This window comes from Aeromonas sp. R5-3, assembly GCF_040908225.1.
GTDB lineage: Bacteria > Pseudomonadota > Gammaproteobacteria > Enterobacterales > Aeromonadaceae > Aeromonas > Aeromonas dhakensis.
Map to the genome: position 1 here is coordinate 198,738 of NZ_JBFODH010000002.1, position 26,470 is coordinate 225,207.

At 63.0% G+C, this 26,470-nt stretch carries 24 protein-coding genes and 1 pseudogene; 17 read left to right on the forward strand and 8 right to left on the reverse strand.

Annotated elements, in window-relative coordinates:
* The first annotated feature begins 25 nt into the window (after positions 1 to 25).
* From modA to AB5Y95_RS00955, 8 genes are all read left to right on the forward strand, one after another.
* Positions 26 to 754 (forward strand): molybdate ABC transporter substrate-binding protein, encoded by a 729-nt coding sequence (gene modA / locus AB5Y95_RS00920; RefSeq protein ID WP_368159346.1) that lies wholly within the window; start codon positions 26 to 28, stop codon positions 752 to 754.
* 153 nt (positions 755 to 907) lie between these two features.
* On the forward strand, positions 908 to 1,588 hold the full coding sequence (modB, locus tag AB5Y95_RS00925) for a molybdate ABC transporter permease subunit (protein ID WP_011705491.1): 681 nt from the start codon (positions 908 to 910) through the stop codon (positions 1,586 to 1,588).
* A complete protein-coding gene (modC, locus tag AB5Y95_RS00930) occupies positions 1,585 to 2,661 on the forward strand; it encodes a molybdenum ABC transporter ATP-binding protein (RefSeq protein WP_368159348.1) in 1,077 nt (358 codons plus the stop codon). Before modB ends, modC begins: the two co-directional genes overlap by 4 nt.
* A 64-nt stretch (positions 2,662 to 2,725) precedes the next feature.
* Entirely contained in the window at positions 2,726 to 3,502 is a 777-nt protein-coding gene (locus tag AB5Y95_RS00935) for an alpha/beta fold hydrolase (RefSeq protein WP_005299368.1), read from the forward strand.
* A gap of 103 nt (positions 3,503 to 3,605) precedes the next feature.
* Entirely contained in the window at positions 3,606 to 4,649 is a 1,044-nt protein-coding gene (gene parM, locus AB5Y95_RS00940) for a plasmid segregation protein ParM domain-containing protein (RefSeq protein ID WP_244365389.1), read from the forward strand.
* A complete protein-coding gene (locus tag AB5Y95_RS00945; protein ID WP_244365388.1) occupies positions 4,639 to 5,460 on the forward strand; it encodes a hypothetical protein in 822 nt (273 codons plus the stop codon). The genes parM and AB5Y95_RS00945 overlap by 11 nt, the downstream gene beginning before the upstream one ends.
* A gap of 33 nt (positions 5,461 to 5,493) precedes the next feature.
* Positions 5,494 to 5,787 carry a Bor family protein gene (locus tag AB5Y95_RS00950; protein ID WP_244365387.1) on the forward strand — a complete coding sequence of 98 codons (294 nt, stop codon included), beginning with the start codon at positions 5,494 to 5,496 and terminating at the stop codon, positions 5,785 to 5,787.
* A gap of 173 nt (positions 5,788 to 5,960) precedes the next feature.
* Positions 5,961 to 6,251 (forward strand): Bor family protein, encoded by a 291-nt coding sequence (locus tag AB5Y95_RS00955; RefSeq protein WP_244365386.1) that lies wholly within the window; start codon positions 5,961 to 5,963, stop codon positions 6,249 to 6,251.
* Positions 6,252 to 6,328: 77 nt separating this feature from the next.
* Here the strand turns inward: AB5Y95_RS00955 and moeB are convergent, their stop codons facing one another.
* Entirely contained in the window at positions 6,329 to 7,084 is a 756-nt protein-coding gene (moeB, locus tag AB5Y95_RS00960; protein ID WP_024942806.1) for a molybdopterin-synthase adenylyltransferase MoeB, read from the reverse strand.
* Positions 7,081 to 8,307 carry a molybdopterin molybdotransferase MoeA gene (gene moeA, locus AB5Y95_RS00965; RefSeq protein WP_368159350.1) on the reverse strand — a complete coding sequence of 409 codons (1,227 nt, stop codon included), beginning with the start codon at positions 8,305 to 8,307 and terminating at the stop codon, positions 7,081 to 7,083. Before moeA ends, moeB begins: the two co-directional genes overlap by 4 nt.
* Before the next feature lie 304 nt (positions 8,308 to 8,611).
* On the opposite strand from moeA, the gene folE reads away from it, so the two are divergent.
* Positions 8,612 to 9,268, forward strand: a complete 657-nt coding sequence (gene folE / locus AB5Y95_RS00970; protein WP_005299391.1) for a GTP cyclohydrolase I FolE — start codon at positions 8,612 to 8,614, stop codon at positions 9,266 to 9,268.
* 393 nt (positions 9,269 to 9,661) lie between these two features.
* Complete coding sequence (locus AB5Y95_RS00975) at positions 9,662 to 11,317, forward strand: methyl-accepting chemotaxis protein (RefSeq protein ID WP_017766039.1); 1,656 nt, start codon at positions 9,662 to 9,664, stop codon at positions 11,315 to 11,317.
* A gap of 102 nt (positions 11,318 to 11,419) precedes the next feature.
* Here the strand turns inward: AB5Y95_RS00975 and AB5Y95_RS00980 are convergent, their stop codons facing one another.
* Positions 11,420 to 13,150, reverse strand: coding sequence for a formate--tetrahydrofolate ligase (locus AB5Y95_RS00980; RefSeq protein WP_368159351.1), 1,731 nt, complete (start codon positions 13,148 to 13,150; stop codon positions 11,420 to 11,422).
* A gap of 66 nt (positions 13,151 to 13,216) precedes the next feature.
* Here AB5Y95_RS00980 and AB5Y95_RS00985 point away from each other — a divergent pair, with 66 nt between their 5' ends.
* On the forward strand, positions 13,217 to 13,633 hold the full coding sequence (locus tag AB5Y95_RS00985; protein WP_368159352.1) for a hypothetical protein: 417 nt from the start codon (positions 13,217 to 13,219) through the stop codon (positions 13,631 to 13,633).
* Between the two features lie 30 nt (positions 13,634 to 13,663).
* On the opposite strand, the gene AB5Y95_RS00990 is transcribed toward AB5Y95_RS00985, so the two are convergent.
* Entirely contained in the window at positions 13,664 to 14,566 is a 903-nt protein-coding gene (locus AB5Y95_RS00990; RefSeq protein WP_213343138.1) for a LysR family transcriptional regulator, read from the reverse strand.
* A 111-nt stretch (positions 14,567 to 14,677) separates the two neighbouring features.
* Between AB5Y95_RS00990 and AB5Y95_RS00995 the strand changes: the two genes are divergently transcribed.
* From AB5Y95_RS00995 to AB5Y95_RS01010, 4 genes are all read left to right on the forward strand, one after another.
* Positions 14,678 to 15,238 carry a YceI family protein gene (locus AB5Y95_RS00995; RefSeq protein WP_017781777.1) on the forward strand — a complete coding sequence of 187 codons (561 nt, stop codon included), beginning with the start codon at positions 14,678 to 14,680 and terminating at the stop codon, positions 15,236 to 15,238.
* Positions 15,238 to 15,975 carry a hypothetical protein gene (locus AB5Y95_RS01000; protein WP_252604373.1) on the forward strand — a complete coding sequence of 246 codons (738 nt, stop codon included), beginning with the start codon at positions 15,238 to 15,240 and terminating at the stop codon, positions 15,973 to 15,975. Before AB5Y95_RS00995 ends, AB5Y95_RS01000 begins: the two co-directional genes overlap by 1 nt.
* 186 nt (positions 15,976 to 16,161) lie before the next feature.
* Positions 16,162 to 17,283 carry an adenosylhomocysteinase gene (locus AB5Y95_RS01005; protein WP_017781775.1) on the forward strand — a complete coding sequence of 374 codons (1,122 nt, stop codon included), beginning with the start codon at positions 16,162 to 16,164 and terminating at the stop codon, positions 17,281 to 17,283.
* Positions 17,284 to 17,320: 37 nt separating this feature from the next.
* A complete protein-coding gene (locus tag AB5Y95_RS01010) occupies positions 17,321 to 17,632 on the forward strand; it encodes a SelT/SelW/SelH family protein (protein ID WP_368159353.1) in 312 nt (103 codons plus the stop codon).
* A gap of 62 nt (positions 17,633 to 17,694) precedes the next feature.
* Here the strand turns inward: AB5Y95_RS01010 and AB5Y95_RS01015 are convergent, their stop codons facing one another.
* Positions 17,695 to 19,419, reverse strand: coding sequence for a lysophospholipid acyltransferase family protein (locus tag AB5Y95_RS01015; protein WP_368159354.1), 1,725 nt, complete (start codon positions 19,417 to 19,419; stop codon positions 17,695 to 17,697).
* A gap of 144 nt (positions 19,420 to 19,563) precedes the next feature.
* Positions 19,564 to 20,786: pseudogene (gene pepT / locus AB5Y95_RS01020) on the reverse strand (peptidase T).
* A 33-nt stretch (positions 20,787 to 20,819) separates the two neighbouring features.
* Between pepT and AB5Y95_RS01025 the strand changes: the two are divergent.
* Positions 20,820 to 21,119, forward strand: a complete 300-nt coding sequence (locus AB5Y95_RS01025; protein ID WP_368159355.1) for a hypothetical protein — start codon at positions 20,820 to 20,822, stop codon at positions 21,117 to 21,119.
* Between the two features lie 735 nt (positions 21,120 to 21,854).
* Complete coding sequence (speA, locus tag AB5Y95_RS01030; protein WP_025201901.1) at positions 21,855 to 23,756, forward strand: biosynthetic arginine decarboxylase; 1,902 nt, start codon at positions 21,855 to 21,857, stop codon at positions 23,754 to 23,756.
* Positions 23,757 to 23,834: 78 nt separating this feature from the next.
* Here the strand turns inward: speA and AB5Y95_RS01035 are convergent, their stop codons facing one another.
* Positions 23,835 to 24,353, reverse strand: a complete 519-nt coding sequence (locus tag AB5Y95_RS01035) for a hypothetical protein (RefSeq protein ID WP_368159356.1) — start codon at positions 24,351 to 24,353, stop codon at positions 23,835 to 23,837.
* Positions 24,350 to 26,332 carry an alkyl/aryl-sulfatase gene (locus AB5Y95_RS01040; protein WP_368159357.1) on the reverse strand — a complete coding sequence of 661 codons (1,983 nt, stop codon included), beginning with the start codon at positions 26,330 to 26,332 and terminating at the stop codon, positions 24,350 to 24,352. Before AB5Y95_RS01040 ends, AB5Y95_RS01035 begins: the two co-directional genes overlap by 4 nt.
* Positions 26,333 to 26,470: the final 138 nt, after the last annotated feature.

Below are 26,470 nucleotides of genomic sequence, written 5' to 3' on the forward strand. Positions count from 1 at the left end.
GCGGCCCCAGTCAGGAGGTAAAGGAATGAAACCGCTGTTATCCGTTGTCATCGCCGGGGTCTGCGCCAGTGCGCTGCAGGCTGGTGCCGTGCAGGCCGACGAGGTCAAGGTGGCCGTGGCCGCCAACTTCAAGGGCACCATAGAGCGCATCGGCAAGGAGTTCACCGCCAAGACCGGCCACACCCTGGCCATCTCCTCCGCCGCGACCGGGGTGCTCTACACCCAGATAAGCCACGGCGCCCCGTTCGACCTCTTCCTCTCCGCCGACGTGAAAACCCCGCAGAAGCTGGAGCAGGAGGGCAAGGGCAGCGAGCGTTTCACCTACGCCATCGGCCAGCTGGGTCTGTGGCAGAAGGGGGGGCCGGCTCCTGACGAGGCAACCCTGCGCAACTGGAAGGGCAACCTCGCCATCGCCAACCCGAAAACCGCGCCCTACGGCACAGCCGCCATGGCGACTCTCGATCATCTCAAGATCGATCCCAAGCAGTACCGCCTGCTGACCGGCACCAACATCGGCCAGACCTGGCAGTTCGTCGACACCGGCAACGCCGAGCTGGGCTTCGTCGCCTGGGCCAACCTGGTGGAGGCGGGCAAGACCGGTGAAGCCTGGGCCGTGCCGGCCGACTTCTATCCGCCCATCGAACAGCAAGGGCTGGTATTGAAGAAAGGGGCTGCGGTCGAGGCGCTGGTGGCCTGGCTCAAGGGGCCGGGTCAGGCAGAGATCAAGGCGGCGGGTTATGCGCTGCCCCACTGATGGCGCAACCATACACCTGACTGATGAGTGGCCGGCCCTCGGGTCGGCCCACTCTTGCGATAAGGATGCACACCATGCCGTTGTCTGAATTCATCTGGAAATGCGGCTCAATCGATGTATCTGGTGCGGGATCTGGCGTTGGGAGTGAGTCCGATGAGTGAAGGGGATCTGCTGGCGGTCTGGCTCACCCTGAGGCTGGCAGCCAGCACCACCGCCATCCTGCTGCTGCTCTCGCCGCCGTTGGCCTGGTGGCTGTCGCGCAGCCAGCACAGGCTCAGACCCGTGGTGGAGGCCTTGGTGGCCCTGCCGCTGGTACTGCCGCCCACGGTGCTCGGCTTCTATCTGCTGCTGGCCTTCTCCCCCTCCTATGGCCTGGGCGCCTGGTGGCGCGACACCTTCGGGGCGCCGCTCGCCTTCAGCTTTACCGGTCTGCTGCTCGCCTCCATCCTCTACTCGCTTCCCTTCGTGGTGCAGCCGCTCACCTCCGCCTTTGTCAACATGGGCAACAAGGAGCTGGAGGCCGCCGCGACCCTGGGGCTCGGGCCGCTGGAGCGCTTCTTTCACATCATCTTGCCGATGACGCTGCCCAGCTTCGTGATGGCGGCGGCGCTCGGTTTTGCCCACACCCTGGGGGAGTTCGGGGTGGTGCTGATGATTGGCGGCAACATCCCGGGCGAAACCCAGGTGCTCTCCATCGCCCTGTTTGATCACGTGGAGACGATGGACTATCAAAACGCCCACCTGCTGGCGGGCGGCCTGATGGGCTTCTCGCTGGTGATGCTGGTGCTGGTGTACGGGGTGCTGCAGCGCCGGCAACGGAGGCTGTTCGGATGAACGACACCGGCAAGGCGAAACCGCTGCAACTCAAGGCGAGGCGGGCGTTCGGCGCCTTTAGCCTCGATTGTGAACTGGCCCTGGAGCTTGGGGGGATCCTCGGTCTGTTCGGCCCCTCCGGTTGCGGCAAGAGCAGCCTGCTGCGCATCATCGCCGGGTTGGACCGTGCACCGGGCGACACGTTGAACTGGCAGGGCAGGGGGCTGAGCGATCTGCTGCCCGAGGCGCGCCGCATCGGGCTGGTGTTTCAGGATTCGCGCCTCTTCCCCCATCTGAGCGTGCTCGGCAACCTGCAACTGGCGGCCCGCAAGGGGCGGGGGCGCTGGCAACCCGAGGCGCTGGCGACGCGGCTCGGTTTTGCCGAACTGCTGCCCCAGCCGGCCCACGGCCTCTCCGGCGGCCAGCGCCAGCGGGTGGCACTGGCCCGGGCCTTGTTGGCCGAGCCCGATCTGCTGCTGCTCGATGAACCTTTCTCTGCGCTGGACAGACGTAGCCGCATCCATCAGGCCCACGTGCTCAAGGGTTTGCAGCAGGAGAGCGGTATCCCGATGATCTTCGTCAGCCACGCCATGGAGGAGGTGAGCCTGCTCTGCGATCAGCTGGTGCTGCTGGCGGATGGCCGGGTGGAGGCACAAGGTCGGCCGAGCGATATCTTTGCACGCACCGATCTCTCGCTTGCCAGTCGCGACGACGCCGGGGTGATGCTGGCGGCGACCCTCTCTCACTACGATGAAGAGGAGCAGATGGCGACCCTGCAGCTCGGCGAGCAGCAGTTGCGGGTCACCATGACCCAGGTGCCGGACGATGGCGGTCCTCTGCAGATCAAGGTGGCCGGGCGGGACGTGGTGATTGCCACCGCCCCCATCGAACACTCCAGCCTCTCCAACTGCCTCACCACCCGATTGCTGGCCGAACGCGAAGTGCGTCCCGGTCAGACCCTGTTGCAGTTGGCGCTGGGTCAGCAGATACTGCTGGCCCGGATCACCAGCCGCTCCGCCAGACGGCTGGCACTCGCCCCGAACCAGCAGATCTACGCCTACATCAAGGCGGTGAGCCTGGTCAGCGAGGGTTGAGCGGATTGCAGAAGAGGCAGAAAATCAGGATGGTTCAGCGGATGAGTCGAGAGGCAATGAACTGATGCGCCGCAATCAGGTGATGAAATCCAACGGTCTTGCCCTGCGCAGCGCGGGGGAGGGCCCCTTGTTGTTGCTGCTGCACGGGCTGGGCTCCTCCAGCCTCGACTGGCAGGCGCAGATCGAACGCTTTTCCGAACACTATCGGGTGGTGGCGCTGGATCTGCGCGGCCACGGCCAGAGCATGCAGGAGGGGCCGTTCGACGTGGCAACCCTGGCGGCGGACGTGGTGAACTGGCTCGACGAACAGCCTGAGCCCGCCTGGGTGGTGGGGCTCTCTTTGGGGGCCATGGTGGCGCTGGAGCTGGCGTTGCAGCTGCCGCACAAGGTGCAAGGGCTGGTGCTGGTCAACGGCTGCAGCGAGTTCCTGCTGGAGACACCGAAAGAGCAGGAGCGCTTTGCCCAGCGGCTCAAGTGGCTGCGCTGGTTCGGCCTGAGGCCGCTCGCCTGGTGGCTCGGCCGCGAGCTCTTTCCCGGCCCCGACCTTGCCCAGGTGCGTCACACCTTCCGGCTGCGTTTCGTGCGCAACAAGAAGAAAACCTACAAGGCGCTGCTGGAGGCGCTGCCTGGCTGGTCGGTGCGCGCCCGGCTTGGCAACATCTGGCAGCCGGTGGCCATCATCTCCACCAGCCACGACTATCTGCCGCTCGCCAAACGGGTGGAGCAGTTCGCCTCCCTGCCCAACGCCACCATCCACACCCCCAACGGCCATCACGCCTGGCCGGCGGAAGATCCCTCCGGCTTCAATCATTTGCTTCACCGGATTTTAGAAACTCATTAAACTGGTCGCCCTTTTATCCCGTGTATGTATTGGTCCGATCGCCTTGCCACACCAAAAGGCAAGGCAATCGGACCCATTTTGCTCTATCAACAGGTATTTCCTCATGTCTGAAGTAATGAAAATGGCCATCGATGATGGTTCAACCAACGTCAAGGTGAGCTGGATTGAGAACAAGGTGCTCAAGACCATCATCTCTCCCAACTCCTTTCGCAAGGACTGGAAGAGCGCCGCTTTGCGCAAGGACAAGAAGATCTACAACTACGAGATAGGCAATACCAAGTACACCTATGACGCCACGTCGGACAAGTCGCTGGCAACCACCCACGTGGAGTACCAGTACGACGATCTCAACCTGCTCTCCGTGCATCATGCCCTGCTGCAGACCGGTGTGATCCCCTGTGACGTGGCCATTACCGTGACCCTGCCCATCACCGAGTTCTACAACCCGGACGATTGTCAGCGCAACGAGGATAAGATCGAGAAGAAGCGCCGCAACCTGATGCGGGCCATCTCCCTCAACAAGGGGGAACTGTTCAACATCGTCAGCGTGGAAGTGATGCCGGAGAGCCTGCCTGCTGCGCTCTCCCGTCTGATCGGTTCGGGCTGCAACGAGTTTACCAAGACCCTGGTGATCGATTGTGGCGGTACCACCCTCGATATGGGGATCATCGTCGGCGAGTTTGACGATGTCTCCGATGTCTACGGCAACAACGAGATCGGTGTCTCCATGGTGACCGACGCGACCCGCAAGGCGCTGGCAGCGGCGGACAGTGACTCCAGCTACCTGGTGGCTAACGAGTTCATCAAGCGCCGTCACGACATGAGCTTCGTGCGCGACGTGGTGAATGACGAGAGCCAGATCCCCAAGATCCTCGAGAAGATGCAGAACAAGATCGACGAGCTGGGCTCCCAGGTGGCGCATGAAGCGAAGAAGTTTGCCAAGAACCCGAACCGCGTTTACCTGGTCGGGGGCGGGGCATCGCTTATCCACGAAGCAATCAAGAACGCTTACCCGACTCTGGGCGATAGGGTCGAACTGCTGGACGATGCACAGTCAGCTCTGGCGCGCGAAATCTGTCTCTACACCACAGAAGAAGAGGAAGTGTACCGTGAAGCTGCAGTGATGGCCGAGGTCGATGATGAGTAGTCAACTCAAGCGCATGACCTTCTCCATCTACATGGATCCGGGCGCGCTGGAGTCTGATCGTTACGCGGTCGGGGTATTGCAGAACTGGTATCAACGGGCTCGCAAGATCCAGGATGGCAGTGAGGAGTTCGACTTCTCCAAGAGTCGTTTTCATAAGGATATCTATCTCTCCGGCATGTTCATGTATGTGCTGGCGCCCAACCTCTGCAAGGCCATTGCCAATGCGCTGGGACCCGACCAGGTAAGCATGACCACCTTGCGTCATGCCTTTGCCAGTTGTGGCTTCAACCTGGGAGAGGGGAGTACGCCGGCGCAGCCTGCTGCCGATCTCATGGTCGAGCAGATAGTGGCCGGATTGGCTCCCATGTTTGGCCAGGGTGATACCGGTGGGCTGGTGGATGAAATCGTTCAGCGTCTGGGTCAGCAAGCCGCCGTGTCCTCTTCGGACAGTCTGGTGGAAGAGATTGTCAGTCGGCTTGGGGAGCAACAACCAACCGAGCTGTGGGATGAGTTGCGGCAGGGGATGCCTGCTCCTCTTGATCATGAACAGTTGGCCGAGGCGATCGCGGGCAAGCTGCCAACCGCGACTGGTGAGCAGAACCTGGCGCCGCTGCAGAGCAGCATGCAACAGCTCTCTCGCCAATTGGAAGAGCAGTCGCGGCTTATTCGTGAGCAGCATCGGCTGATCCAGCGTCTGGCCAGTGTCCCGGGTCGCCAAATGACGGCTGCGGGGGACGCCGAGCCGCTGGTGGAAGATCTCTCTAACCAGGTGGCCAACATGAAAAAGGTCAAGGCCAAAGGGATCTTCTAAGGCTTTCTACCGACCATTGCCAGAGTAAGAGAGATGAAAAAAATAGTATGGATGGCGTGCGGCGCTTTGCTGTTGTCAGGGTGTGCCCAGCAAACCTTCTTCGTACACGAAGGTAACCCGGGTCAGCCAACCCGAGAAGTGAGCCATGATTTCGTACTGGCGGGGGTTGGCCAGAGTGAGATGGTCGATGCTGCCCTGGCCTGCCATGGTGACCCGAAAAAAGTGGTGCGGTTGGAAATGCAGCAGAGCCCGCAGGATACCTTGATGACCGTCTTGACGTTGGGAATATATACCCCGAGGACGGCTCGGGTTTATTGCAGTCTGTGATTTTTGGGCTGACACAATAAAGTCTCAAATAAAGCCTTGTTGCCCTCTCTGGATTTTGATAGTGTGCGCGCACCTAGGAACACCTCTCTATTTATATTATTGATAATTAACGGGAATGTTTCTTTGTGTGGCGCCGGCATAGCCGGAAAAATAATATTGTCAGGGATAATAAAATGAAAAGAATGGTATTGACTGCAGCCGTTGCAATGATGATGGCGGGCTGTGCTCAGCAAGGTTTTACCGTGCATTCCGGTAATGCAGTGAAACCCACCAAAGAAGTGACCCACCACTTCTTCATTTCCGGCTTGGGCCAGAGCAAAACCATCGATGCCGCTGCCGTTTGCAACGGTGCTGATAAGGTAGTGCGTGTAGAAGCGCAGCATACCTTCCTCAATGGCCTGCTGGGCGCTGTGACCTTCGGTGTCTACACCCCGCGCGAGGCGCGTGTTTACTGCGCCGGTTAATCCCCGCCGTACGCATGCTGCAAAAAGCCGACCCAGGGGTCGGCTTTTTTGTTGGCGCAAAGGCTCGCTGGGATGGTTTACCCGTGCGAGCAGACCGGGCAGTCGGGGCGCTTGGGCAGCTTCATCTCGCGAAAGGTGCCGCCAAGGCCGTCGATCATCAGCAGGCGGCCGCTGTAGCTCCTGCCCATGCCAGCCAGCAGCTTGATGGCTTCGAGCGCCTGCAGGCTGCCCACCAGTCCCACCACAGGCGCCAGCACCCCCGCCTCGACGCAGGTGAGGGCCTGCTCGCCAAACAGGGCGCTGAGGCAGGCGTAGCAGGGCTCATCCTGCTGCCAGGTGAAGCTGCAGACCTGGCCCTCCAGCCGGATGGCGGCGCCGCTGACCAGCGGCACGCCGTGCTGGCGGGCCTTTTGGTTGAGCAGGTTGCGAATGGCCAGGTTGTCGGTGCAATCCAATACCAGCTGGTGGTGGGGCAACAGGGCATCGAGCAGCGCCTCGTCGGCCACGGCGGTGTGGGTCTCCACCTCAAGCCAGGGGTTGAGGGCGCGCAGGGAGTGGGCGGCGGAGTCCACCTTGTCGTGGCCGATGCGCTCATCGGTGTGCAGCACCTGGCGTTGCAGGTTGGAGAGCTCCACCTTGTCGAAATCGACCAGGGTGAGCCGGCCGACCCCGGCCACCGCCAGATACTGGCTGGCAGCGCAGCCAAGGCCGCCGGCGCCGATCACCAGCACGTGAGCCTGCTTGAGCGCCTCCTGCCCCTCGAAATCGAAAGATTTGAGGATGATCTGGCGGTTGTAGCGCAAGAGTTCGGCATCGCTCAGGATCTCGCTCACAGCAGCAATCCCCCGAACGGTTCGACGGTGACGGTTTCCCCTGTGGCGACCCGGCCCCGCTCGCGCTCAAGGACGATGTAGCAATTGGCCCGCGACAGGGAGCTGAACACGGCGGAGTCTTGCGAGCCGGTGCTGCGTACCTCCAGGCCGTTTGGCCCCTGAGTCAGGATGCCGCGCTGGAAGTCGAGCCGGCCCGGCGCCTTCTTGAGCGGCTCAGCGGCAATGGCGTGCAGCTGGAGCGGGCGCTCGAAACGCTGACCCGCCAGCTTGGCCAGCGCCGGTTGCACCAGCTGATCGAAGGTGACCATGGCGGAGACCGGGTTGCCCGGCAGGCCGAAAAACCAGGCGTGGGGCAGGCGACCGAAGGCAAACGGCTTGCCCGGCTTGATGGCCAGCTTCCAGAAGCCGATTTCGCCAAGCTCCTCCAGCAACTGCTTGGTGAAGTCTGCTTCCCCCACCGAGACGCCGCCTGTGGTGATGAGGGCGTCGGCCTCGCGGTCGGCCTTTTGGAAGGCGGCGCGCAGCTGGGCCGGATCGTCCGGGATGATGCCAAGGTCGAGGCAATCGCAGCCCATGCGATCCAGCATGGCCCGCACGCCGTAGCGGTTGGAGTCGTAGATGTCGCCGTGGGTGAGGGGAGTGCCGACCGGCTTGAGCTCGTCACCGGTACTGAAGATGGCCACTTTCAGCGGTCGGCGCACCGATACGGTGGCAATGCCGAGGGAGGCCAGCAGCGGCATCTCCCGGGCGGTGAGGCGAGTTCCGGCAGCGAGCACGCTGGCGCCCTCGCGGATGTCTTCGCCGCGGCGGCGAATGTTCTGGCCGGGCACAGGGGTGGTCAGAAAGGTGATCCTGTCGCCGTCGGTCTGCGTTTCTTCCTGCATCACCACCGCATCCGTCCCGGCGGGCACAGGGGCGCCGGTCATGATGCGCACGCAGTGGCCGGCGGGCCATTCACCCTGGTAAGGCTGACCGGCGAAGGCCTTGCCCGCCATGATGAGGGGGGCGCCGCCGGCGAGATCCGCCAGCCGCACCGCATAACCGTCCATGGCGGAGTTGTCGAACGGGGGCACGCTGAGGGGGGAGGCGATATCCGCGGCGAGTACCCGGCCAAGGGCCTCTGGCAGGGGCAGTTGTTCGCTGCCGCAGCAGCCGTCAAGCTGTGCCAGCATGCCCTGCAGGGCGTCGCTCAGGGGGAGTAGTCCGCTGGTATCAAATCCCATGTCATGACCTCATTGTGTGATGGAGGGGGTGTGAAGGGCGGATTATCCCAAAAATCCATGCCGATGGGCAGGTTGCAGCAGGATAAAACCGCTTGGCTGTACAGATAGGCAGCGACCGGGCAGCGCGCCTCCCCCCGTATGGGTAGCGCCGGCGAAGTAAAAGCCGCCAGATTGGCATAAAGTCAGGGAACGGGCTTGAGTTAGCTTGAATTATGACAATAATCGCCGTCTACTATTGCGCCACAACCGAGTGCCGTCATAGCGAGGCGGCCATCATAGTCCCTGAGCGTGGGAGAGGAACAAGATGACGAGCTTAAGTCGGGAAGCCCTGTTGGTCAGGGCCGCCCTCGAGGCCGAGGGCCTCGAAACACCTCTGGTGGCCAATACCCTGGACGGCCAGCAGAAGCGGGAGAAGATCGAGGGCCACATGCGCGCCATCATGGAGACGCTGGGGCTGGATCTGGCCGATGACAGTCTGGCAGAGACACCGCACCGCATCGCCAAGATGTACGTGAACGAAATCTTCTCCGGCCTTGATTACGCCACCTTCCCCAAGGTGACGGTGATCGAGAACAAGATGAAGGTGGACGAGATGATCATGGTGCGGGACATCAGCCTCACCAGCACCTGTGAGCACCACTTCGTCACCATCGACGGGTTGGCCCACGTGGCCTATATCCCCCGCGGCAAGGTGATCGGGCTCTCCAAGATCAACCGCATCGTGCAGTTCTTTGCCCGCCGTCCACAGGTGCAGGAGCGCCTGACCCAGCAGATCCTGCTGGCGCTGCAGACCCTGCTCGGCACCAAGGACGTGGCCATCAGCATCAAGGCGACCCACTTCTGCGTGAAGGCCCGCGGCGTGATGGACTCCACCTCCTACACCACCACCACCTCCCTGGGTGGCGTCTTCAAGACCCAGCCCGATACCCGCGCCGAGTTTCTGGCCGGTCTGAAAGGCTGATCTGCCAGGAGATGTGTCGCCACTGCGGCATGTCTCCTCGCTTTCCCCTCCTTTTTCCTTCTCCTGACCGCCCGCTGGCTGCCAGACGGTCACTCGACGATTTTCCTCAAGGGATGGACACCCTCGGTCGATATATCCCGTTATGGCTTGTGCGCATCTTTCGGGAGTGCGTTCAAGTCTTCAAGGTGCCAGGCTTTGGCTGTTCTCTTGGCCGGGTGGGTCTGTCGATAAGAGACCTGCGCTCAGCCGGGCATCTTGTAAAAAATGTCGCCTCGTTCATGCAAGGACATATATTCATCAAGGCTGGATGAGCCGCCATGGAGGCGGTGACAGCGGGCCGTATGCGTACGGTTCAGACGAGCGTTATCTGTTCACTCATATCCAGGACATGCCATGAATACCAGTACCATGACCATCGGCAAGAAACTCACCGCGGGTTTTGCCATGCTCGGCCTGATGATGGCCTTTATCGGCGGCTTCTCGCTGCTGCAGTTTGGCAACATGAACCGGGCCGCCATCGGCTTTACCGACAGCATTCTGCCCGCCGTGGTGCGCACCAGCACCCTGGGCGAGACCATCAATACCCTGCGCCGCTATGAACTGGATGTGTTTCTGGTGGCGGCCGATCCGCAGCAGAAAGCCCACTATCGCGACCTTGGCGAACAGACCCTGCAAGAGGTCGCCCGGCAGGTCAAGGCGCACGATGCCACCATCTGGGCGGAGGACGTGGAAGAGCGGCGCACCTTCGACATCGTCAAGCAGGACTGGGACAAGTACGTGGCCCTGCACCAGCGCATCCGGCAGATGCAGGATGGCGGCCAGCTGGCCGAAGCCCAGCAGCTGTTCATGAGTGAGGGGATCACCCTCTACACCAACCTGGCCAAGTCGGTGGGGGATCTGATCCGCATCAACCACGGCTACTCAGTGGGCTCCCGTGCCCAGGTGGTGGCTGCATTTGACAGTGCCAAGCTGAGCATCATAGTGGCGCTGGTACTGGGTCTGGTGCTGGCGGGGGCGCTCTCCACCGTGCTGACCCGCCAGATCCGCGATCCGCTGGTGATGCTGGCCCGCCAGGCCCAGCGCATCGCGAGCGGTGATCTGGGCAAGAGCGAGTTGCAGGAGTGGATCCGCGGCAATCGCTTCAAGCGTGACGAGCTGGGTCAGCTCGGTGCCGCCATCGATCGCATGCAGGGGGCGCTGGCGGATCTGGTGAGCGAGATCGCCGGCTCCGTGAGCCAGCTCAGCAGCGCGGTGGAGGAGGTGAGTGCCATCTCCGAGCAGTCCGCCACCGGCATGGCCCGCCAGCAGAGCGAGGTCTCCCAGGTTGCCACCGCCATGAACGAGATGCAGTCCACCGTCAACGAGGTAGCCCGCAACACCACGGACGCCATGAGCGCCGCCAAGGATGCCTCCCGCACCTCGACCCAGGGCAACCAGGTGGTGCGCAGCGCCATCAGCAGCATCGAGGAGGTGTCGGTCAAGATTGAGCAGGCGGGCGCCGTGGTGCAGCAGCTGGAGCAGGACAGCACCAACATCAGCATGGTGCTTGACGTCATTCGCGGCATTGCCGAGCAGACCAACCTGCTGGCCCTCAATGCGGCCATCGAGGCGGCGCGCGCCGGTGAACAGGGGCGCGGCTTTGCGGTCGTTGCCGATGAGGTGCGCTCCCTGGCCCAGCGCACCCAGAACTCCACCGCCGAGATCAGCAAGATGATCGAGGTGCTGCAGGAGCGCACCGCCGAGGCGGGCAGCGCCATGCAGCTGAGCCGTCAGCAGATGCAGGAGAGCGTGGGGCTGGCGCGGGAGGCGGGCAACAGCATCGACACCATCAACGGTGCCGTCACCCAGATCACCGACATGAACACCCTGATCGCCACCGCCACCGAGGAGCAGAATGCGGTGACCGAGGAGCTCAATCGCAGCATCGTCAACATCCACAATGCGGCGGACGAGAATGCCCTGGGGGCCCAGCAGACCGCCCAGGCCTGTGTCGAGCTGAGCAAGCTGGCCAATACGCTGCACCATATGACCCAGCGCTTTACCCTCTGAGGCTGACCCTTGGTCGCAGATAACAGAAGGCCCCGCCAATTGGCGGGGCCTTGTTGTTTCTGGTGTTTGAGGGGGCAGCTGGTCAGGCCGCCAACGCCGATATCAGCTCAACCCGACGATGTCGCCGTTCTCGTCGATATCGATATGACGGTAGGCCGGCAGGCTGCCAAGGCCCGGCATGGTCATGATGGGGCCCGCCAGGGCATAGACGAAGCCGGCGCCGGCGCAGAGCTTCACCTCCTCGATGGGCACCTCGAAGTCGGTCGGCACCCCCTTGAGGGACGGATCATGGCTGATGGAGAGCGGCGTCTTGGCCACGCAGACCGGCAAGTGGCCCCATCCCTCGGCAGAGAGTTGCGCCAGCTGGCGGCGCGCCTTGTCCGAGAGTCGTACGCCACGCCCGCCATAGCCGCACTCCACCAGGGTCGCCAGCTTGGCGTCCAGGCTCGCCTCGTCGGGGTAGAGCAGCTTGACCTTGCCCGGTTGCTCACAGGCGGCCACCACGGCCCGGGCCAGCTCGCTGGCGCCAGCTCCGCCCTGGGTAAAGGCGTGGGAGATGGCGCAGCCAGAGGCGCCGGCTTGCATCGCCTCGCGGGCCAGCAAGGCCAGCTCGGCCTCGCTGTCGGTGGGGAAGCGGTTGATGGCGACCACCACCGGCACGCCGTAACGGCGGGCATTGGCGATGTGCCAGCCGAGGTTGGCGCAGCCCTGCGTCAGGGTCGGCAGATCCTCGCCCAGCAGGCTTTGGGGCAGCGGCTGGCCCGGGCGGATGTCGAGCAGGCCGCTGTTGGCCTTGAGGCCTCGCACCGTCGCCACCAGCACCACGCAGGCCGGGGTCAGGCCGGATTGGCGGCTCTTGATGTTGAAGAACTTCTCCAGCCCCATATCGGAGCCAAAGCCTGCCTCGGTCACCACGTAATCGGTGAGGCCGAGGGCCATGCGATCGGCGATCACCGAGGAGTTGCCGTGGGCGATGTTGGCAAAGGGGCCGGCGTGCACCAGCACCGGGGTCTGCTCCGTGGTCTGCATCAGGGTCGGCTGCAGGGCCTCCTTGAGCAGCACCGTCATGGCGCCCGCCACTTCCAGCTGCTCGGCGGTGATGGGTTTGCCGTTCAGGTCGCGGGCCAGCTGGATGCGGCCGATGCGCGCACGCAGATCGTTCAGATCGCTCGCCAGCGCCAGAATGGCCATCAGCTCGGAGGCGGCGGTGATGACGAAGCGATCCGCTCGCTCGACGCCGTCGGCGGCGCCCCCCTGGCCGATGGTGAGGTGGCGCAGGGCGCGGTCGTTCATGTCGAGGGTGCGCGGCCAGAGGATGTTGTCTGCATCGATATCGAGCCGAGGCAGGCCGGTTCTGGCGCTGAACTGGTCACCGAGTTTGCGCTCATGGAACAGGCGGGCATCGAGGGCCGCCGCCGCCAGATTGTGGGCGGCGGTGAGGGCGTGAAAGTCACCGGTGAGGTGCAGGTTCATCTCCTCCATCGGCACCACCTGGGCGTGACCACCACCGGCGGCGCCCCCCTTGACCCCGAATACGGGCCCGAGGCTCGGCTGGCGGATGGTGGCGATGCTGCGCTGGCCGATGTGGTTGAGCCCCATGGAGAGACCTAGCGTGGTCACTGTCTTGCCCTCGCCAAGCGGAGTGGGGGTGATGGCGCTCACCAGCACCAGCTTGCCCGTCGGTTTGGGGAGCGACTTGAGCAGGTCGAGGCTGAGTTTGCCCTTGTAGTGGCCGTATGGGCTCAGCTGGTGCGAAGGGATGGCGAGGCGCTCGGCCAGCGCGTGAATGGAGAGACGGGGGGACTGGCGGGAGATCTCGATATCGCTTAGCATCAGCACCTCGTTGGCATGTCAGGTCAAATATGCGGCGAAGTCTAGTGGAATCAAGAGGGTTATCCAATGAGTAATAATATTTTGTCCGGCAATCGTGAGCTGCATCTAACGCCCATCGAGCTGGATCTCAACGCCCTCTATCACCCGCCCAAGCAGCCGCTCACCGCCCTTGGCATCGTCAGCGCCTTCATTCCGCTGTTTGGCTATGGCTGGCAGGCGATGACCCAGGATCCCGAGACCCACTTTCGCCACGAGCTGGCCAAACGCATCAACAAGCACAAGACCGACGAGGCCAACCTCATCCTGATCCTGCAGCTGGCCGGCATGCTCGATTGCCACTGCCTGCACATCACTCTGCCCTATGCCCTCGGCGATGAGCAGCTGGCGACCCTGCGCCAGCGGCTGCCGCGCTGGCAGCTGAGCCTGCGCGACGTGCTGCTGGTGGCCGAGTTGCCGCTGCCTGCCGATACCGCCGCCTCATAGCCATCCCGTCACCGCGGCCGCGGCAAAGACTTAAGCCTTGCGATCCCAGTAGTGGGGGGCGAGATAGCGCTCCTGCACGAACTCGATGAAACAGCGCACCTTGGCCGAGACGAAGCGGCGGTGCGGATAGAGGGCATAGAGCCCCACCTGCCCCTTCTCCCACTCCGGCAGCAGTGACACCAGGGCGCCGGATCGCAGCGCATCGCCGACGATGAAGGTAGGCTGCAAGATGATGCCCTGATGGTCGCAGGCCGCCCGGGTCAGGGCCACCCCGTTGTTGGCCCGCAGCGGCCCCTGCGGGCGCACGCTCAGCTGCTCGCCATCCCGTTTGAATACCCAGTCCGGCTGGGTCAGGGTATAGAGCAGGCAGTCGTGCTGCTTGAGATCCTCCGGGCTGTTCGGCGTGCCCCGACGGGCCAGGTAGCCCGGGCTGGCGCACACCTCCAGCCGCATCATGGCCAGCGGCTTGGCCACCAGGGAGGAGTCCGGCAGGTTGCCGATGCGCAGCGCCAGATCGAACCCCTCTTCCACCAGCGCCACCCGCCGGTCGCTGTACTCTATCTCCAGCTTCAGGTCCGGGTAGCGTTCACGAAACAGCGGCAGGGCGGGGGAGAGGTGCAGGTAGCCAAAATCCATAGGCACCGACAGCTTGAGAGTACCCTGGGGCTGCTGGTTGTTGCGCGTCAGCTGGCTGTGGGTCTCTTCTAGCTCCGCCAGCAGTGCCTGGGAGCGCTGGTAGTAGAACTGGCCCGCCTCGGTGGGGTTGACCTGGCGGGTGGTGCGCGACAGCAACCGGGTGGAGAGCGACTCCTCCAGCTGCTGCATCAGCTTGGAGGTCATGGCGACCGAGATGCCGAGCTGGTTGGCGGCCTTGGTAAAACTCTGACACTCCACCACCTTGATGAAGGTGCGCATGGCGGCTATCTGGTCCATCTTTCACTCTCAGTTGATAATTATTTTAATAAATCGCTGATTATCTATGTCCGGTATGGAGGTTAGCATCTTGGCTGTTGTTGTGAACCCCCAATATGAAGGAACGAACGGATGAAGATGACCAAGGCCCTGCTGGCCTCCTGCCTGTTTATGGCGACGCCCCTGATGGCAGCCGATTACGATGTGGATGCGGCGCATACCACGGTGCAATTCAAGGTGGGGCACCTCGGCTTCTCCGAGCTGGTGGGGCGTTTCAACACCTTCAGCGGCACCTTCAGCATGGACGATGCCAACCCGGCAGCGGCCAAGGCGAGCTTCGAGATCGATGCCGCCAGCGTGGACTCCAACCACGAACCACGCGACAAACACCTGCGCAGCCCCGATTTCCTCGACGTGAAACAGTATCCCAAGATGACTTTCGTCAGCTCCGGCTACGAGGGCACCAAGGATAAGGGCGTGCTGAAAGGCACCCTGACCCTGCACGGCGTCTCCAAGGAAGTGGCCTTCGATCTGGTCCACATCGGTGAAGGCAAGGATCCCTGGGGTGGCTACCGCAGCGGCTTCAATGCCACCACCACCATCAAGCGCAGCGACTTTGGCGTGAACTACATGGTGCCGAACATTCCGGACGAGATGACCATCGCACTGTTTGTTGAAGGTGTGCGCAAGTAATGGGCGCGGCACTCCTGCTTCAAACCCTGGCGGCTCCTTTGGGGGCCGCTTTGCTGTCGTGGCGCTGGCCGCGGCTGGGATACCTGTGGGGCACCCTGGCGCTCTGGCTGGTGGGCTGCCTGCTGGGCGGTGCCTACGGGTTGCCGGTCAAGGCATGGCAATGGCTGCCGTTGACCCTGCTGGTGCCTGCCCTGGCGGCGCAGCTGGCCGATCAGCGGGCCGCGCTTGCGCTGTTTGCCGCGCTCGGGGCGCTGGTGTGGTGGCAGGGGCTGGCCTCGGTGCTGGCAAGCGAACCCGCCATCTGGCTGGCGCTGTTGCCCGCCATCGCTTGGCTGGGGTGGACCGGACTGCGCGGTGACAGCCGCGAGGGGCTCGGCTTTGCCCTCGGCTTCATCTGGCTGGCACTGGTGATCGGCATCGACGGCAGCCTGCTGATTGCCCAGCTGGCTGGTGCGCTGGCGGCCTTCGCCGGTTTCCGTGCTCTGCTCGGGGCCTTTGCCGGCAGCCAGGTGGCGCCTGCGGCGCTCGGGTTGGTGCTGGCCTTTATGCAGATGCTCGCCTGGCAATACGTGGAGGTGCCGCTGCTGGTGTTGCTGCCGGTCTGGCTGCTGCCGCTGCTGGAGTGGGCACTGCGCAACAAACCCTGGTTCCAGCGCTGGGCCCTGCTGATCCTGCTGGCGGGCGTCGGGGCGGGTCTGAGTCTGTGGAAGGTGTGGCCAGAGGCCTCTCTTTACTGATTTTTAGCATAAAAAACAGGCAATTACCCCAAAAGTTGCCGACTTCGTCATAGTCTGTACAGATAAAGATTGAGCCCCATAGTGGTTTCAGATAAAAAGGTTTTTCAATTATCTGGATACACACAGAACCCGGTCTGACCGGGTTCTGTTTGCCTGCTTGTTTGCGGCGCGCTAAGGAGGCCACAGTTGCGCAGTCAAGGATCTGAGCATCTGTTTTTTCGCCATTTCACCGAGCAGGGACGTCTCGACGGTCTCTGCATCCTGCTGGTTACCCATCTGCTTCCCGATCGCCCCCAGTTTATCCAGGCCCTCGATCAGATCGGGCGGATCGGCGCCATCCTGCCCAAACCCAAGTCAGTTCACGGACCGACCCTGACCTGGGCCCAGCAGCACTATCCGGTGCTGCCCCTCAACCGCCAGTGGACCAATACCCCGCAGGGGGTGATAGAGCACATAGCCCCACTGGTGGCGCCCCATGAGCGGCTGATCATTCTCGATATCGGCGGCTATTTCGCCAGAACCCAGGCCACCCTCAGCGAGTATTTCGGCCCCCGTTTCCTCGGGGTGGTGGAGATGACCGAGAACGGCCATCAGCGCTATGAGCAGGAGGTGCTGTCCACTCCGGTCATCTCGGTGGCGCGCAGTCCTCTCAAGCAGGCCGAGGATATCCAGATCGGCCTGAGCGTGGTCTACTCCGCCGAATCCCTGGCCCGCACCCTCAACCGCACCTTCAATGTCTGCCAGGCCGCCCTGTTCGGCTACGGCAAGGTGGGGCGCAGCATCGCCCGCGAGCTCAGGTGCCGCAACCTGCATCTGGAGCTGGTGGAGACCGACGTGCTGCGCCAGGTGGAGGCGCTCTCCCACGGCTTCAAGTTGGTGGGCAAGGCCGAGGCCCTCAGCCGGGCCGAGCTGGTGATCTGCTCCACCGGCAACGGCGCGCTGGACCTGGCGGATCTGCAGCGGTTGCGCCCCGGCACCATGGTCGCCTCGGTCACCTCGGCGGACGACGAGTTTGCGTTCTGTCTCTCCCAACTGCCCTGGCCGAGCGAAGAGGTGTGCCCCCACGTACTGGCGCTGACTCGTCCCGACGGCAGCACCATCTTCCTGCTCAACCGGGGCGAGGCGGTCAACTTCGTCCACGGCGCCGTCATCGGCGAATATGTCTATCTGGTGCTGGCGGAGATCATCGAAGGGGTGCGTCAGCTGGCGTTGCAGCCGCTGGCCCCCGGTCTGTTCGACCTGCCGCAGTCGACCATGCGCACCATTGCCCGCCACTGGCTGGCCGACTTCCACGGGGTTGCCCAGTGAGTGCCTTTTTCTTAGCCGCCATTGATGGAGTGACCACATGAGCGACACGACGCTGCCCACCCCCAAACCTCGCATCGAGATCCGCTACTGCACTCTCTGCCGCTGGATGCTGCGCGCCGCCTGGCTGGCCCAGGAGCTGCTCTCCACCTTCGACAGAGATCTGGGGGAGGTGGCACTGGTGCCGGCCAGCAAGGGGGAATTTCGCATCCTGGTGGACGGGGTGCTGGTGTGGGATCGGGTGGCTGACGAGGGCTTCCCCGAGGCCAAGGAGATCAAGCAACGGGTACGCGATGTCATTGCCCCCGAGCGCGATCTCGGCCATGCCGATCGCAAGCCGGCCGCCGAGTAGGCCACAGCATCAATGACAAAGAGAGGGAGGCGCTGGCCTCCCTCTCTCGTTGTGGCGTCCGCTCAATGGTCGGCAGCTGTGCCCGGCTTATCTTCGGCAGGGAGGCCAATATAGCGGGCCCGCTTGTGGGGCTTGAGGCGGCTCACATCCACCCACACCAGGCCGTCGATGCAGTGGTTGAAATCGGGGTCGATGCCAAAATCCATGAACTGCACGCCGCCCGGCTCGCACAGCTCGGAGTACTGCTTGTAGAGGGTGGGGATGGCGCAGCCCAGATTGTCGAGGCGGGCCTTGAGCTCCTTGAGATCGGCGCCGTAATCCAGCCCGGCAAACAGGAGCGGTGTGGCCGGGTAGGGGCGGCGGGAGGGGGCAAGCGCCAGTTCGGGGGCAAAGTGCTGGCGATAGAAGCTCACCAGCAGATCCTTGGCCGCCGCCGGCAGGCTGCCGGAGAGCGACACCGGGCCAAACAGGTAGCGATAGCGGGGATAGCGGGCCAGATAGGCGCCGATGCCAAACCAGAGGTAATCGAGCCCCCGCTTGCCCCAGTAGGCAGGCTGGATGAAGCTGCGGCCAAGCTCGATGGCAAGCTCCAGCCTGGGCAGTAGCTTCTCTTCAAAGCCAAACAGGGTGTGGCTGTAGAGGCCGTCGAGCCCCTTGCTGGCCAGCAGCTCGGCCACCGGCGCGAAACGGTAGGCGCCGATGATCTCGAGCCGGGCCGGATCCCAGAGAATGAGGTGGTGATAGTCATCGTCGAAGGTGTCGAGATCCCGCCGTCTGCCGGAACCTTCTCCCACCGCCCGAAAGGCGATCTCCCGCAGGCGCCCCAGCTCGCGCAGGATCACCGAGTGGCTCAGCTCGTGGCGTCGGTAGAGATAGATCCCCTGACCGTCCGGGGTGTGGCCGAGGGCCTCGCAGGATTCGATGGCCTGCTTGAGCTGGCGGCGCTCCTCCGGCAGGGCGATGGGGGCTTCGGTGGCCAGCAAGCCCCGCTTGCCACGCCCGATGCGATAGAGGTGGCTGCGCACCAGTCGGGCCGCGCTCTTGGCGGGCAGCTCCTGCACCCCGCTCACCGGGATGCGGGCACCTATGGTGATGGCGATGCGCTTCCCTTGCTGGCGAAACAGCTGCTTGACCAGCAACAGTCCGGCCCAGTCGTTGTTGAGCCAGGCGGCGAGATAGAAGGAGAGACCGTTGCGCCCGTCCAGATGGATCGGCACCAGCGGGGTGCGGGTGCGCTGGGCCAGCTTGATGAAGCCTGATTGCCAGGGGCCGTCCTTGACCCCCTTGGGGCCAAGGCGCGACACCTCGCCGGCGGGAAAGATCATCAGCGCCCCTTCTCCCGCCAGGTGTTCCCCCATCGCCAGGATGGCGCGCCTGTCTGTCTTGCCCCCCAGGTTGTCCACCGGCAACAGCAGGGGACGCAGCGGCGTCAGCTGGGCCAGCAACTGGTTGGCCACTATCTTGACGTCCGGCCGGATGCGGCCGAGCAGACGCAGCAGGGCCAGCCCGTCGAGGGAGCCGATGGGGTGGTTGGCGACTATGATGACCCGGCCACTGGCCGGAATGTGCTCGAGCTGGGCCTCGCTCACCCGGTAGTCGAAGTCGAGCTCGGTCAGCGCCTGCTCGACGAAGTCGAGTCCGCGCAGGTGGGGGTGGCATGCGGCGAAGCGTTGAAACGCCTGCTCGTGCAGCAGCCAGCGCAGCCCTTGTCGGAGCAGGGGGCGCAGCAGGTCGTTGGCCGACAGGCGGGGCAGGTGTTGTTGTAGCAGGGCATCGACACTGAACATGGGCTGGGCTCCGATGAGTCGTTGCCCTAGCGTGACGCCCTTTTGTTCCCGCCCCATGGCAGCGGGATGACAGTTTGATGGCAAAGAGGGGGAGCCGGTGAACCGGCTCCCCCTTTTGTGGTCATGGCGGTGACGATGGCCGGTTTAGTCGCGCGAGGCCGAAGTCAGGCGCACCAGCTCCACCAGGGTGGCGACCGCTTTTTCCATGGATTGCAGCGGGATGAATTCGTGCTTGCCGTGGAAGTTGTGGCCACCGGTAAAGATGTTGGGACAAGGCAGCCCCATAAAGGAGAGCCGGGCGCCGTCGGTACCGCCGCGAATGGGTTTTATCTTTGGCGCCACGTCGGCGGCCAGCATGGCGGCCTTGGCCAGCTGGACTATGTGCATGTGCGGCTCGATCTGGCTGCGCATGTTGCGATAGCTGTCGGTCAGAGTGAGCTCGATGCGCGCTTTGGGGGTCTCCAGCTGCAACGAGGCGACCCGCTCCTTGAGCTGGGCCTTGCGGGCGGCAAAACCCTCGTCGTCGAAGTCACGAATGATGTAGTGCAGGGTGCACTCCTCTACTGTGCCGTTCATCTGGGCCAGGTGGAAGAAGCCCTGATAGCCGTCGGTGCACTCCGGGGTCTGCTCGGTTGGCATGGCGGCGTGGAAGCGGGCGGCCAGGGTCTGGCTGTTGATCATGCTGCCCTTGGCGGTGCCGGGGTGCACGTTGTTGCCGATAAAGCGCACGGTGGCACTGGCGGCGTTGAAGTTCTCGTACTCGAGCTCACCGAGCTCGCCGCCGTCCACCGTGTAGGCCCAGCGGGCCGGGAAGCTGTCCAGCGGGAAGCGGTCGGCACCGCGGCCTATCTCCTCGTCCGGGGTAAAGCCGACCCAGACATCACCGCGGGGGATCTCGGGGTGGGCCAGCAGGTGGTCGATGGCGGTGAGGATCTCGGCGATGCCCGCCTTGTCATCGGCCCCCAGCAGGGTGGTGCCGTCGGTGGTGATGAGATCCTGGCCCAGGTAGTTTTTCAGGAAACGGTAGTCGCGAATGGCCAGCACCTCGTCACCCTTGCCCAGGCAGATGTCCCCCCCTGATAGCTTTCGATGATCTGAGGCACCACCTGCTCGGCCTCGTAGTCGGCGGTATCCATGTGGGCGATGAGGCCGATGGCCGGCGCGTCCGGCTGGTTGCCCGGCAGGCAGGCGGTGAGGTAGCCGTGCTCGTCCAGGGTAACCCGGCTCAGCCCCATCTGCTGCATCTCGTCGCACAGGGCGCGGGCGAAGACCAGCTGTCCCTCGCTGCTGGGACAGACGGGATTGGTCGCATCGGAGCGGGTATGAAAAGTCACGTAACGCAGAAAACGCTCAAGCAAGGTATCCATTGGCAAGCCTCAAACCTGTGGTGGAGGGTCATTGTGGCCAATCTGGCGGCGGGGCTTTTTGCGTCAGCGCAGTTTTTGCCACATTTTTTGGCGAAGATCGGGGTGGAAAGGTGTAAGGTGGTTGAGGCTGTGGTTGTTGATATCAATAACAGCATAAAATGGTCCATCAATCGCATTTTTAAGCGGCTTGTGATGGGACTCAGTTTTCCGTCAATGCCCTTGGTGGCGGGGGAGGGGCGAGGACGGGCCAGACGGGGTTATTTTCAGGGTGAAAAAGGGCGCGTGGCGAGACTTCTTCCCCCGCTTGCCAGGCCTGCTGGCAGCAAGATTTGATCGCCTTATGAAAAGCTGTTTTTGAACACTATTTTTTATTGTCACCGCTGGCGGTAAGTGTGTACACTCCGCGCCGATCCAAGGGCAACCCTGAGCAGGCAGAGGCCGCCAGACTCCCGCAGGATCATACGCCTATAGGGCGAGGCACGCAGAAACGACAGACACTGCTAGGGTATGGTTTCTTTAATACCGGTTAGGCTCCGGTATCAGGGAGAACAACGGACTCTCATTTTCCGGCTGACCGAGTGAGCCATCGGCTCATCATCTTCCCTTGTCATGGGCGGTCACTGGCGGTGAGCTGGCTGTGGTTGTTGTCGTCTATCAACACGCTTGCGTGCTGACGCCTTCGCATCTCTTCCTTGAAACCCTCCCCTGCTGTCGTGACGGCTGCCGAATGATGAACGAACGACGTGGCTGATGTCGTTTGTCATCAAAGTACCGCGGCGCTGGTTGCAGCACCGCATACCGTTGAGCTTGATGTAAAGCCACCAGCCCCACATCAAGACTCGTTACTTCCCCAAGATCCACCAGGCAGCCTAGGCTTGCCGCGATGAACCAGGGAGGTGGCGACAGGTGAACGTTCAGGTCAACCCGCGGCGTCAGCGCCCGGTGCCGGACTTCTTGCCTTGCTCGCCCGCAGGCCGCTTCGGCGCGCCACACCTGCTCATCGATGGTCTGGATGTGATTGAGGGTAACGAAGGCGGCCACCGGCCGCTCATTTGCGAGGCATAGCCCATGACTAACTGGTCCAGCAAGGACTCCTTGAAGGTCTACAACGTTCCCTACTGGGGTGCGGGTTTTTTCAACATCAATGACGCCGGTCATGTGACCGTCGCTCCCGACAAGTCACGCCCTGACGCACAGATCGTGCTCTCCGATGCCATCGAACAACTGCGTCAATCCGGGCTGACCACTCCGGTACTGCTGCGTTTCCCCGACATCCTCAAGAGCCGGGTCGATGCGCTGTTCAACGCCTTCGGTCAGGCCATCGAGAAGTCAGGCTATGAAGGGGACTACCTGTGCGTTTACCCGATCAAGGTAAACCAGCAGCGTCGCGTCATCGAGACCATCAGCCAGTCCTACAGCGACAAGCCCCGGCTTGGCCTGGAAGCTGGTTCCAAACCGGAACTGCTGGCCGTGCTGTCCCATCACCATGAGCAAGGCTCGGTGATCGTCTGCAACGGTTACAAAGACCGCGAATATATCCGCCACGCCCTCTTGGGCAACCTGATGGGCCACAAGGTCTACATCGTGGTGGAGAAGCCCTCCGAGCTGGAAATGGTGCTGGACGAGTCAGCTCGCCTCAACATCAAGCCCAACATCGGGGTGCGTGCCAAGCTTGCTTCCACCGGCTCCGGCATGTGGGAATCGAGCGGCGGCTCCATGTCCAAATTCGGTCTGTCCGCCTCCCAGATCCTGGCGCTGATCGAGCGTCTGCGCGGCCTGGGCAAGCTGGACTGCCTGCAGCTGCTGCACTTCCATCTGGGTTCCCAGATCGCCAACATCCGCGACATCCAGGGCGGTATCCGCGAGTGCGGCCGTTTCTACGCCGAACTGCGTCGCCTCGGTGCCAACATCGAAGTGGTTGACGTGGGTGGCGGCCTGGGCGTGGACTACGAGGGAACCCGTTCCCAGAGCCACTGCTCCGCCAACTACAGCCTCTCCGAGTACGCCAACAACGTGGTGTGGGGCATTGGCGACGTGTGCCGCGAGTTCGACCTGCCGCACCCGACCATCATCAGCGAGTCCGGCCGTGCCCTGACCGCTCACCACGCCGTGCTGGTCACCAACATCATTGGTGCCGAAGGGGTGGAGATGAACGACATCAGCGCACCGGACGACGATGCGCCCACCATTCTGCAGAACATGTGGAAAGGGTGGCTGGACCTGCGCGGCGAAGATCCCTCCCTGCTGGAGATCTTCCACGACTCGGTGGCAGACCTGGGCGACGTCAATACCCAGTACACCATGGGTCTGCTCAACCTCGAGCAACGCGCCTGGGCCGAGATGCTGCACCAGAACACCTGTCTGGCGCTCAAAGAGATGCTCAACCCGGTCAACCGCAACCACCGCGCGCTGGCTGACGAGCTCTCCGAGAAACTGGCTGACAAGTGCTTTGCCAACTTCTCCCTGTTCCAGTCCCTGCCGGATGCCTGGGGTATCGGTCAGGTGTTCCCGGTGATGCCGCTTTCCGGCCTCGAGCGCCCGCTCACCCGCCGCGGTATCCTGATGGACATCACCTGTGACTCCGACGGTCAGGTCGAGCACTACGTCGACGGTCTGGGTGTGGAAAGCACCCTGCCGATGCCGGTGTATGGCGAGAACGAAGAGTGCCACGTCGGCTTCTTCCTGGTGGGTGCCTATCAGGAGATCCTCGGCGATCTGCACAACCTGTTCGGTGACACCCACTGCGCGGAAGTGTGGCTGGACGAGGAAGGCAAGATGGACATTCGCAACGTGGTGCGCGGCGACACCGTCGACCAGCTGCTGCGTTACGTCAACATCGACCCGTCCGTCATTCGCGAGAACTATCAGCGGATCGTCTCCCACCCGGCGCTGGACGACGCGGCTCGCAAGGCCCTGCTCGAAGAGCTGGAGCTGGGTCTGCAAGGCTACGCCTACCTGGAAGACGAATAAGCGCCCGCGCTGGTTCGTTGCCCCGATGGCAGCAAAGAAAAGGGAGGCAGATGCCTCCCTTTTTTCATGTCTGGGCGCTCATGAGCCCAGGGCCAGGTGCAAGTCGTGCTGCAACTGCCGGCCCTCCTCGCCCGGCATGGCAACCACTCCCAGCCGCAGCGCCTCCTCTATGGTGAGGGTGCCGGCCAGCAGGGCGTCGAGGGCCGCCTCGCTTAGCAGCATCATCCGATCCTTGGGGTGCGGGCCGGCAGTATGGAGCTGGAGCAGCAGTGACTCCTTGCCCCGCAGCCTCGACCAGAGCCCGGAATCGACCAGCAGGATGGAGACGCCGCCCCTGACGCCGGCCTGCTGGAAGCGGCTCTTCAGGGTCTGCAGCCAGGCCTGGCTGCGGGCAAACCCCGCCTCGCCGGTGAGGCTAGGCAGACGGGCCACCCTGTCATCATTGACCGCTGCCGCGGTCGCCATGGCAACGTCGAGTGCGCCGGGCCAGCTCTGTTCAAACGGATTGGGGTAGAGGGCGTCATAACCGCAGGTCTGCCCCATCCCGGGGATGAGGCAGAGCAGGGTCATGCACACGCGCAGGGTGCGTCGCATCATGGGGTCACTATGTTGAACCAGAAGTTGAACTTGTCGAGCAGGCCGACGAAGTCGCTGAAGGTCTGCGGGTTCCCCTGAACCTTGATCTCGCCGCTGGCGATCTTCTGCTCCAGAGTGCCCTGGCCCAGCTGGATGTCGTCCAGGGTCTGCTTTCTCAGGGTGAGGGTGACATCCGGCTTGGCGGCATAGTGGGTGGTGTGATTGAGTACGGCGTTCTCCAGGCTCAGGGTGTGTTTCTCCCCGATGTCGGTGAAGTCCATGTTGATGACCATCTTCTTGCCGGCCGCTTTCTCCGGATTGATCCGCACCGCCAGATAGTCGAACAGCATGCTGGGACTCATGGCGCGAATGGTGTCCGGCGAGGCGGTGACGGTCGCCCCGGCGGTGGGCACTCCGTTGCGCAGTTCATAGGCCCCCTGCAGATAGACGGAGCGCCATGGGCCGGACTCGGCCTGATAGCCCAGCTGTTCGAGCGCATCGGCCAGCAGCAGCTTGCCCTCCTGATTGTTCGGGTTGGCGAACACCAGATGCTTGAGCACTTCCGCCACCCAGCGATATTCCCCCTTGTCGAACGACGCCTTGGCTTTCTTCAGCAGCACCTGCTCACCGCCCATGAACTCGACGTATTTGGGACCGACCATCTCGGGTGGCAGGTTGTCCAGATCGGAGGGGTTGCCGGAGTACCAGCCCATGTAGCGCTGATAGACGGCCCGGCTGTTGTGGCGCAGGGTGCCGTAGTAACCGCGGTTCGGCCAAAAGTCGTTGAGCTCGGGGGGCAGGGCAATCTTCTCTGAAATCTCCTCACCCGTGTAGCCCATGTTCATCAGCCGCACCGACTGGTCGTGGATGTACTTGTAGAGATCCCGCTGCTTCTTGAAGTAGTCGACGATGCTGGCATTGCCCCAGCGCGGCCAGTGGTGGCTCTGGAACTTGACCTGGGCCTGGTCGCCCCAGGTCTCGATGGTCTCGTTGAGGTAGCTGGACCACTTGAGCGCATCGCGCACCTGGGCGCCGCGCAGGGTGAGGATGTTGTGCATGGTGTTGGTGGTGTTCTCGGCCATCCAGAGTGCCTTGCTGTCCGGGAACCAGGTGTTCATCTCGGCCGGCGCTTCGGTGCCCGGGGTCATCTGGAAGACCATCCGCACGCCGTCCAGGGTGACCTCTTCCCCACTCTTGGTGATGAAACGGGTCGGCAGCAGCAGGGAGGGCACGCCGGTGGAGGTAGTCTGCCCCAGGCCGCCATTCACGCCTCCCTGGGCATTGCGCGGCAGCAGGGCGCCATACATGTAGACGGCGCGGCGGGCCATGGCGTTGCCGGCGATGACGTTTTCCGAGACCGCATGCTCGGTGAACCCTTCGGGGGCGATGATCTGAACCCCGTTCTTTTTCACCTCGTCCGGCGAGTTGAAGAGGCCGGCGGCCCCGCCGTAGTGATCCACGTGGGAGTGGCTGTAGACCACGGCAGTGACCGGCCGCTCGCCCAGGGTCTTGTTGATGAAGGCGAGGGCCGCCTTGGCGGTCTGCGGCGAGATCAGCGGGTCGAAGACGATCCATCCCTTGTCACCCTGGATGAAGGTGATGTTGGAGAGATCGAAGCCGCGGATCTGGTAAATCTTGTCGGTCACCTTGAACAAGCCGTACTCCATGTTCAGCTGGGCATTGCGCCACAGGCTCGGGTTGACGGTATCCGGCGCCGTCTTGTCCAGGCCGATGTAGGTCTTGTATTGCTCCAGATCCCACACCACGTTGCCCTGCTCATCCTTGATGGTGAGGGTATCCGGTTTGGCGATGAAGCCGCGCCGGGCGTCCTCGAAATCCTGCTTGTCGTTGAATGGCAGGGTGTGCAGCACATTCTGGTTGGCCTGGATGGTAAATTCGCTGGCTGGCTTGGGGTTGATGACGGCCCAGGCCGGCTGCAACAGCAGGGAGCCACAGAGGCATAGGGTGACAATGGTGTGCGTCGAGAACTTGAGCTTCATCTGTCTTTCTCCAGATTGTGGTGGGTAGGCAGGACCAAGTGTAGTCAGACTCTGATGCCTCCCAGTAAACAGGGTGAGTGACGGGTAGCCGAGATGGCGCCAGCCATGGCAGGCGCTATCCGGACCCGGAGTGAAACG

Excerpts from the sequence above, each read along its gene's own strand:
- AB5Y95_RS01000 (WP_252604373.1), top strand. The coding sequence starts at position 15,238 with ATGGGCGCGGCACTCCTGCTTCAAACCCTGGCGGCTCCTTTGGGGGCC.
- AB5Y95_RS00950 (WP_244365387.1), top strand. The coding sequence starts at position 5,494 with ATGAAAAAAATAGTATGGATGGCGTGCGGCGCTTTGCTGTTGTCAGGG.
- AB5Y95_RS01040 (WP_368159357.1), bottom strand. The coding sequence starts at position 26,332 with ATGAAGCTCAAGTTCTCGACGCACACCATTGTCACCCTATGCCTCTGT.
- AB5Y95_RS01010 (WP_368159353.1), top strand. The coding sequence starts at position 17,321 with ATGAGCGACACGACGCTGCCCACCCCCAAACCTCGCATCGAGATCCGC.
- AB5Y95_RS00985 (WP_368159352.1), top strand. The coding sequence starts at position 13,217 with ATGAGTAATAATATTTTGTCCGGCAATCGTGAGCTGCATCTAACGCCC.
- AB5Y95_RS00975 (WP_017766039.1), top strand. The coding sequence starts at position 9,662 with ATGAATACCAGTACCATGACCATCGGCAAGAAACTCACCGCGGGTTTT.
- speA (WP_025201901.1), top strand. The coding sequence starts at position 21,855 with ATGACTAACTGGTCCAGCAAGGACTCCTTGAAGGTCTACAACGTTCCC.
- AB5Y95_RS00935 (WP_005299368.1), top strand. The coding sequence starts at position 2,726 with ATGCGCCGCAATCAGGTGATGAAATCCAACGGTCTTGCCCTGCGCAGC.
- AB5Y95_RS01015 (WP_368159354.1), bottom strand. The coding sequence starts at position 19,419 with ATGTTCAGTGTCGATGCCCTGCTACAACAACACCTGCCCCGCCTGTCG.
- AB5Y95_RS00995 (WP_017781777.1), top strand. The coding sequence starts at position 14,678 with ATGAAGATGACCAAGGCCCTGCTGGCCTCCTGCCTGTTTATGGCGACG.
- AB5Y95_RS00955 (WP_244365386.1), top strand. The coding sequence starts at position 5,961 with ATGAAAAGAATGGTATTGACTGCAGCCGTTGCAATGATGATGGCGGGC.
- parM (WP_244365389.1), top strand. The coding sequence starts at position 3,606 with ATGTCTGAAGTAATGAAAATGGCCATCGATGATGGTTCAACCAACGTC.
- AB5Y95_RS00980 (WP_368159351.1), bottom strand. The coding sequence starts at position 13,150 with ATGCTAAGCGATATCGAGATCTCCCGCCAGTCCCCCCGTCTCTCCATT.
- AB5Y95_RS00945 (WP_244365388.1), top strand. The coding sequence starts at position 4,639 with ATGATGAGTAGTCAACTCAAGCGCATGACCTTCTCCATCTACATGGAT.
- folE (WP_005299391.1), top strand. The coding sequence starts at position 8,612 with ATGACGAGCTTAAGTCGGGAAGCCCTGTTGGTCAGGGCCGCCCTCGAG.
- modA (WP_368159346.1), top strand. The coding sequence starts at position 26 with ATGAAACCGCTGTTATCCGTTGTCATCGCCGGGGTCTGCGCCAGTGCG.
- AB5Y95_RS00990 (WP_213343138.1), bottom strand. The coding sequence starts at position 14,566 with ATGGACCAGATAGCCGCCATGCGCACCTTCATCAAGGTGGTGGAGTGT.
- modB (WP_011705491.1), top strand. The coding sequence starts at position 908 with ATGAGTGAAGGGGATCTGCTGGCGGTCTGGCTCACCCTGAGGCTGGCA.
- modC (WP_368159348.1), top strand. The coding sequence starts at position 1,585 with ATGAACGACACCGGCAAGGCGAAACCGCTGCAACTCAAGGCGAGGCGG.
- moeA (WP_368159350.1), bottom strand. The coding sequence starts at position 8,307 with ATGGGATTTGATACCAGCGGACTACTCCCCCTGAGCGACGCCCTGCAG.
- AB5Y95_RS01035 (WP_368159356.1), bottom strand. The coding sequence starts at position 24,353 with ATGATGCGACGCACCCTGCGCGTGTGCATGACCCTGCTCTGCCTCATC.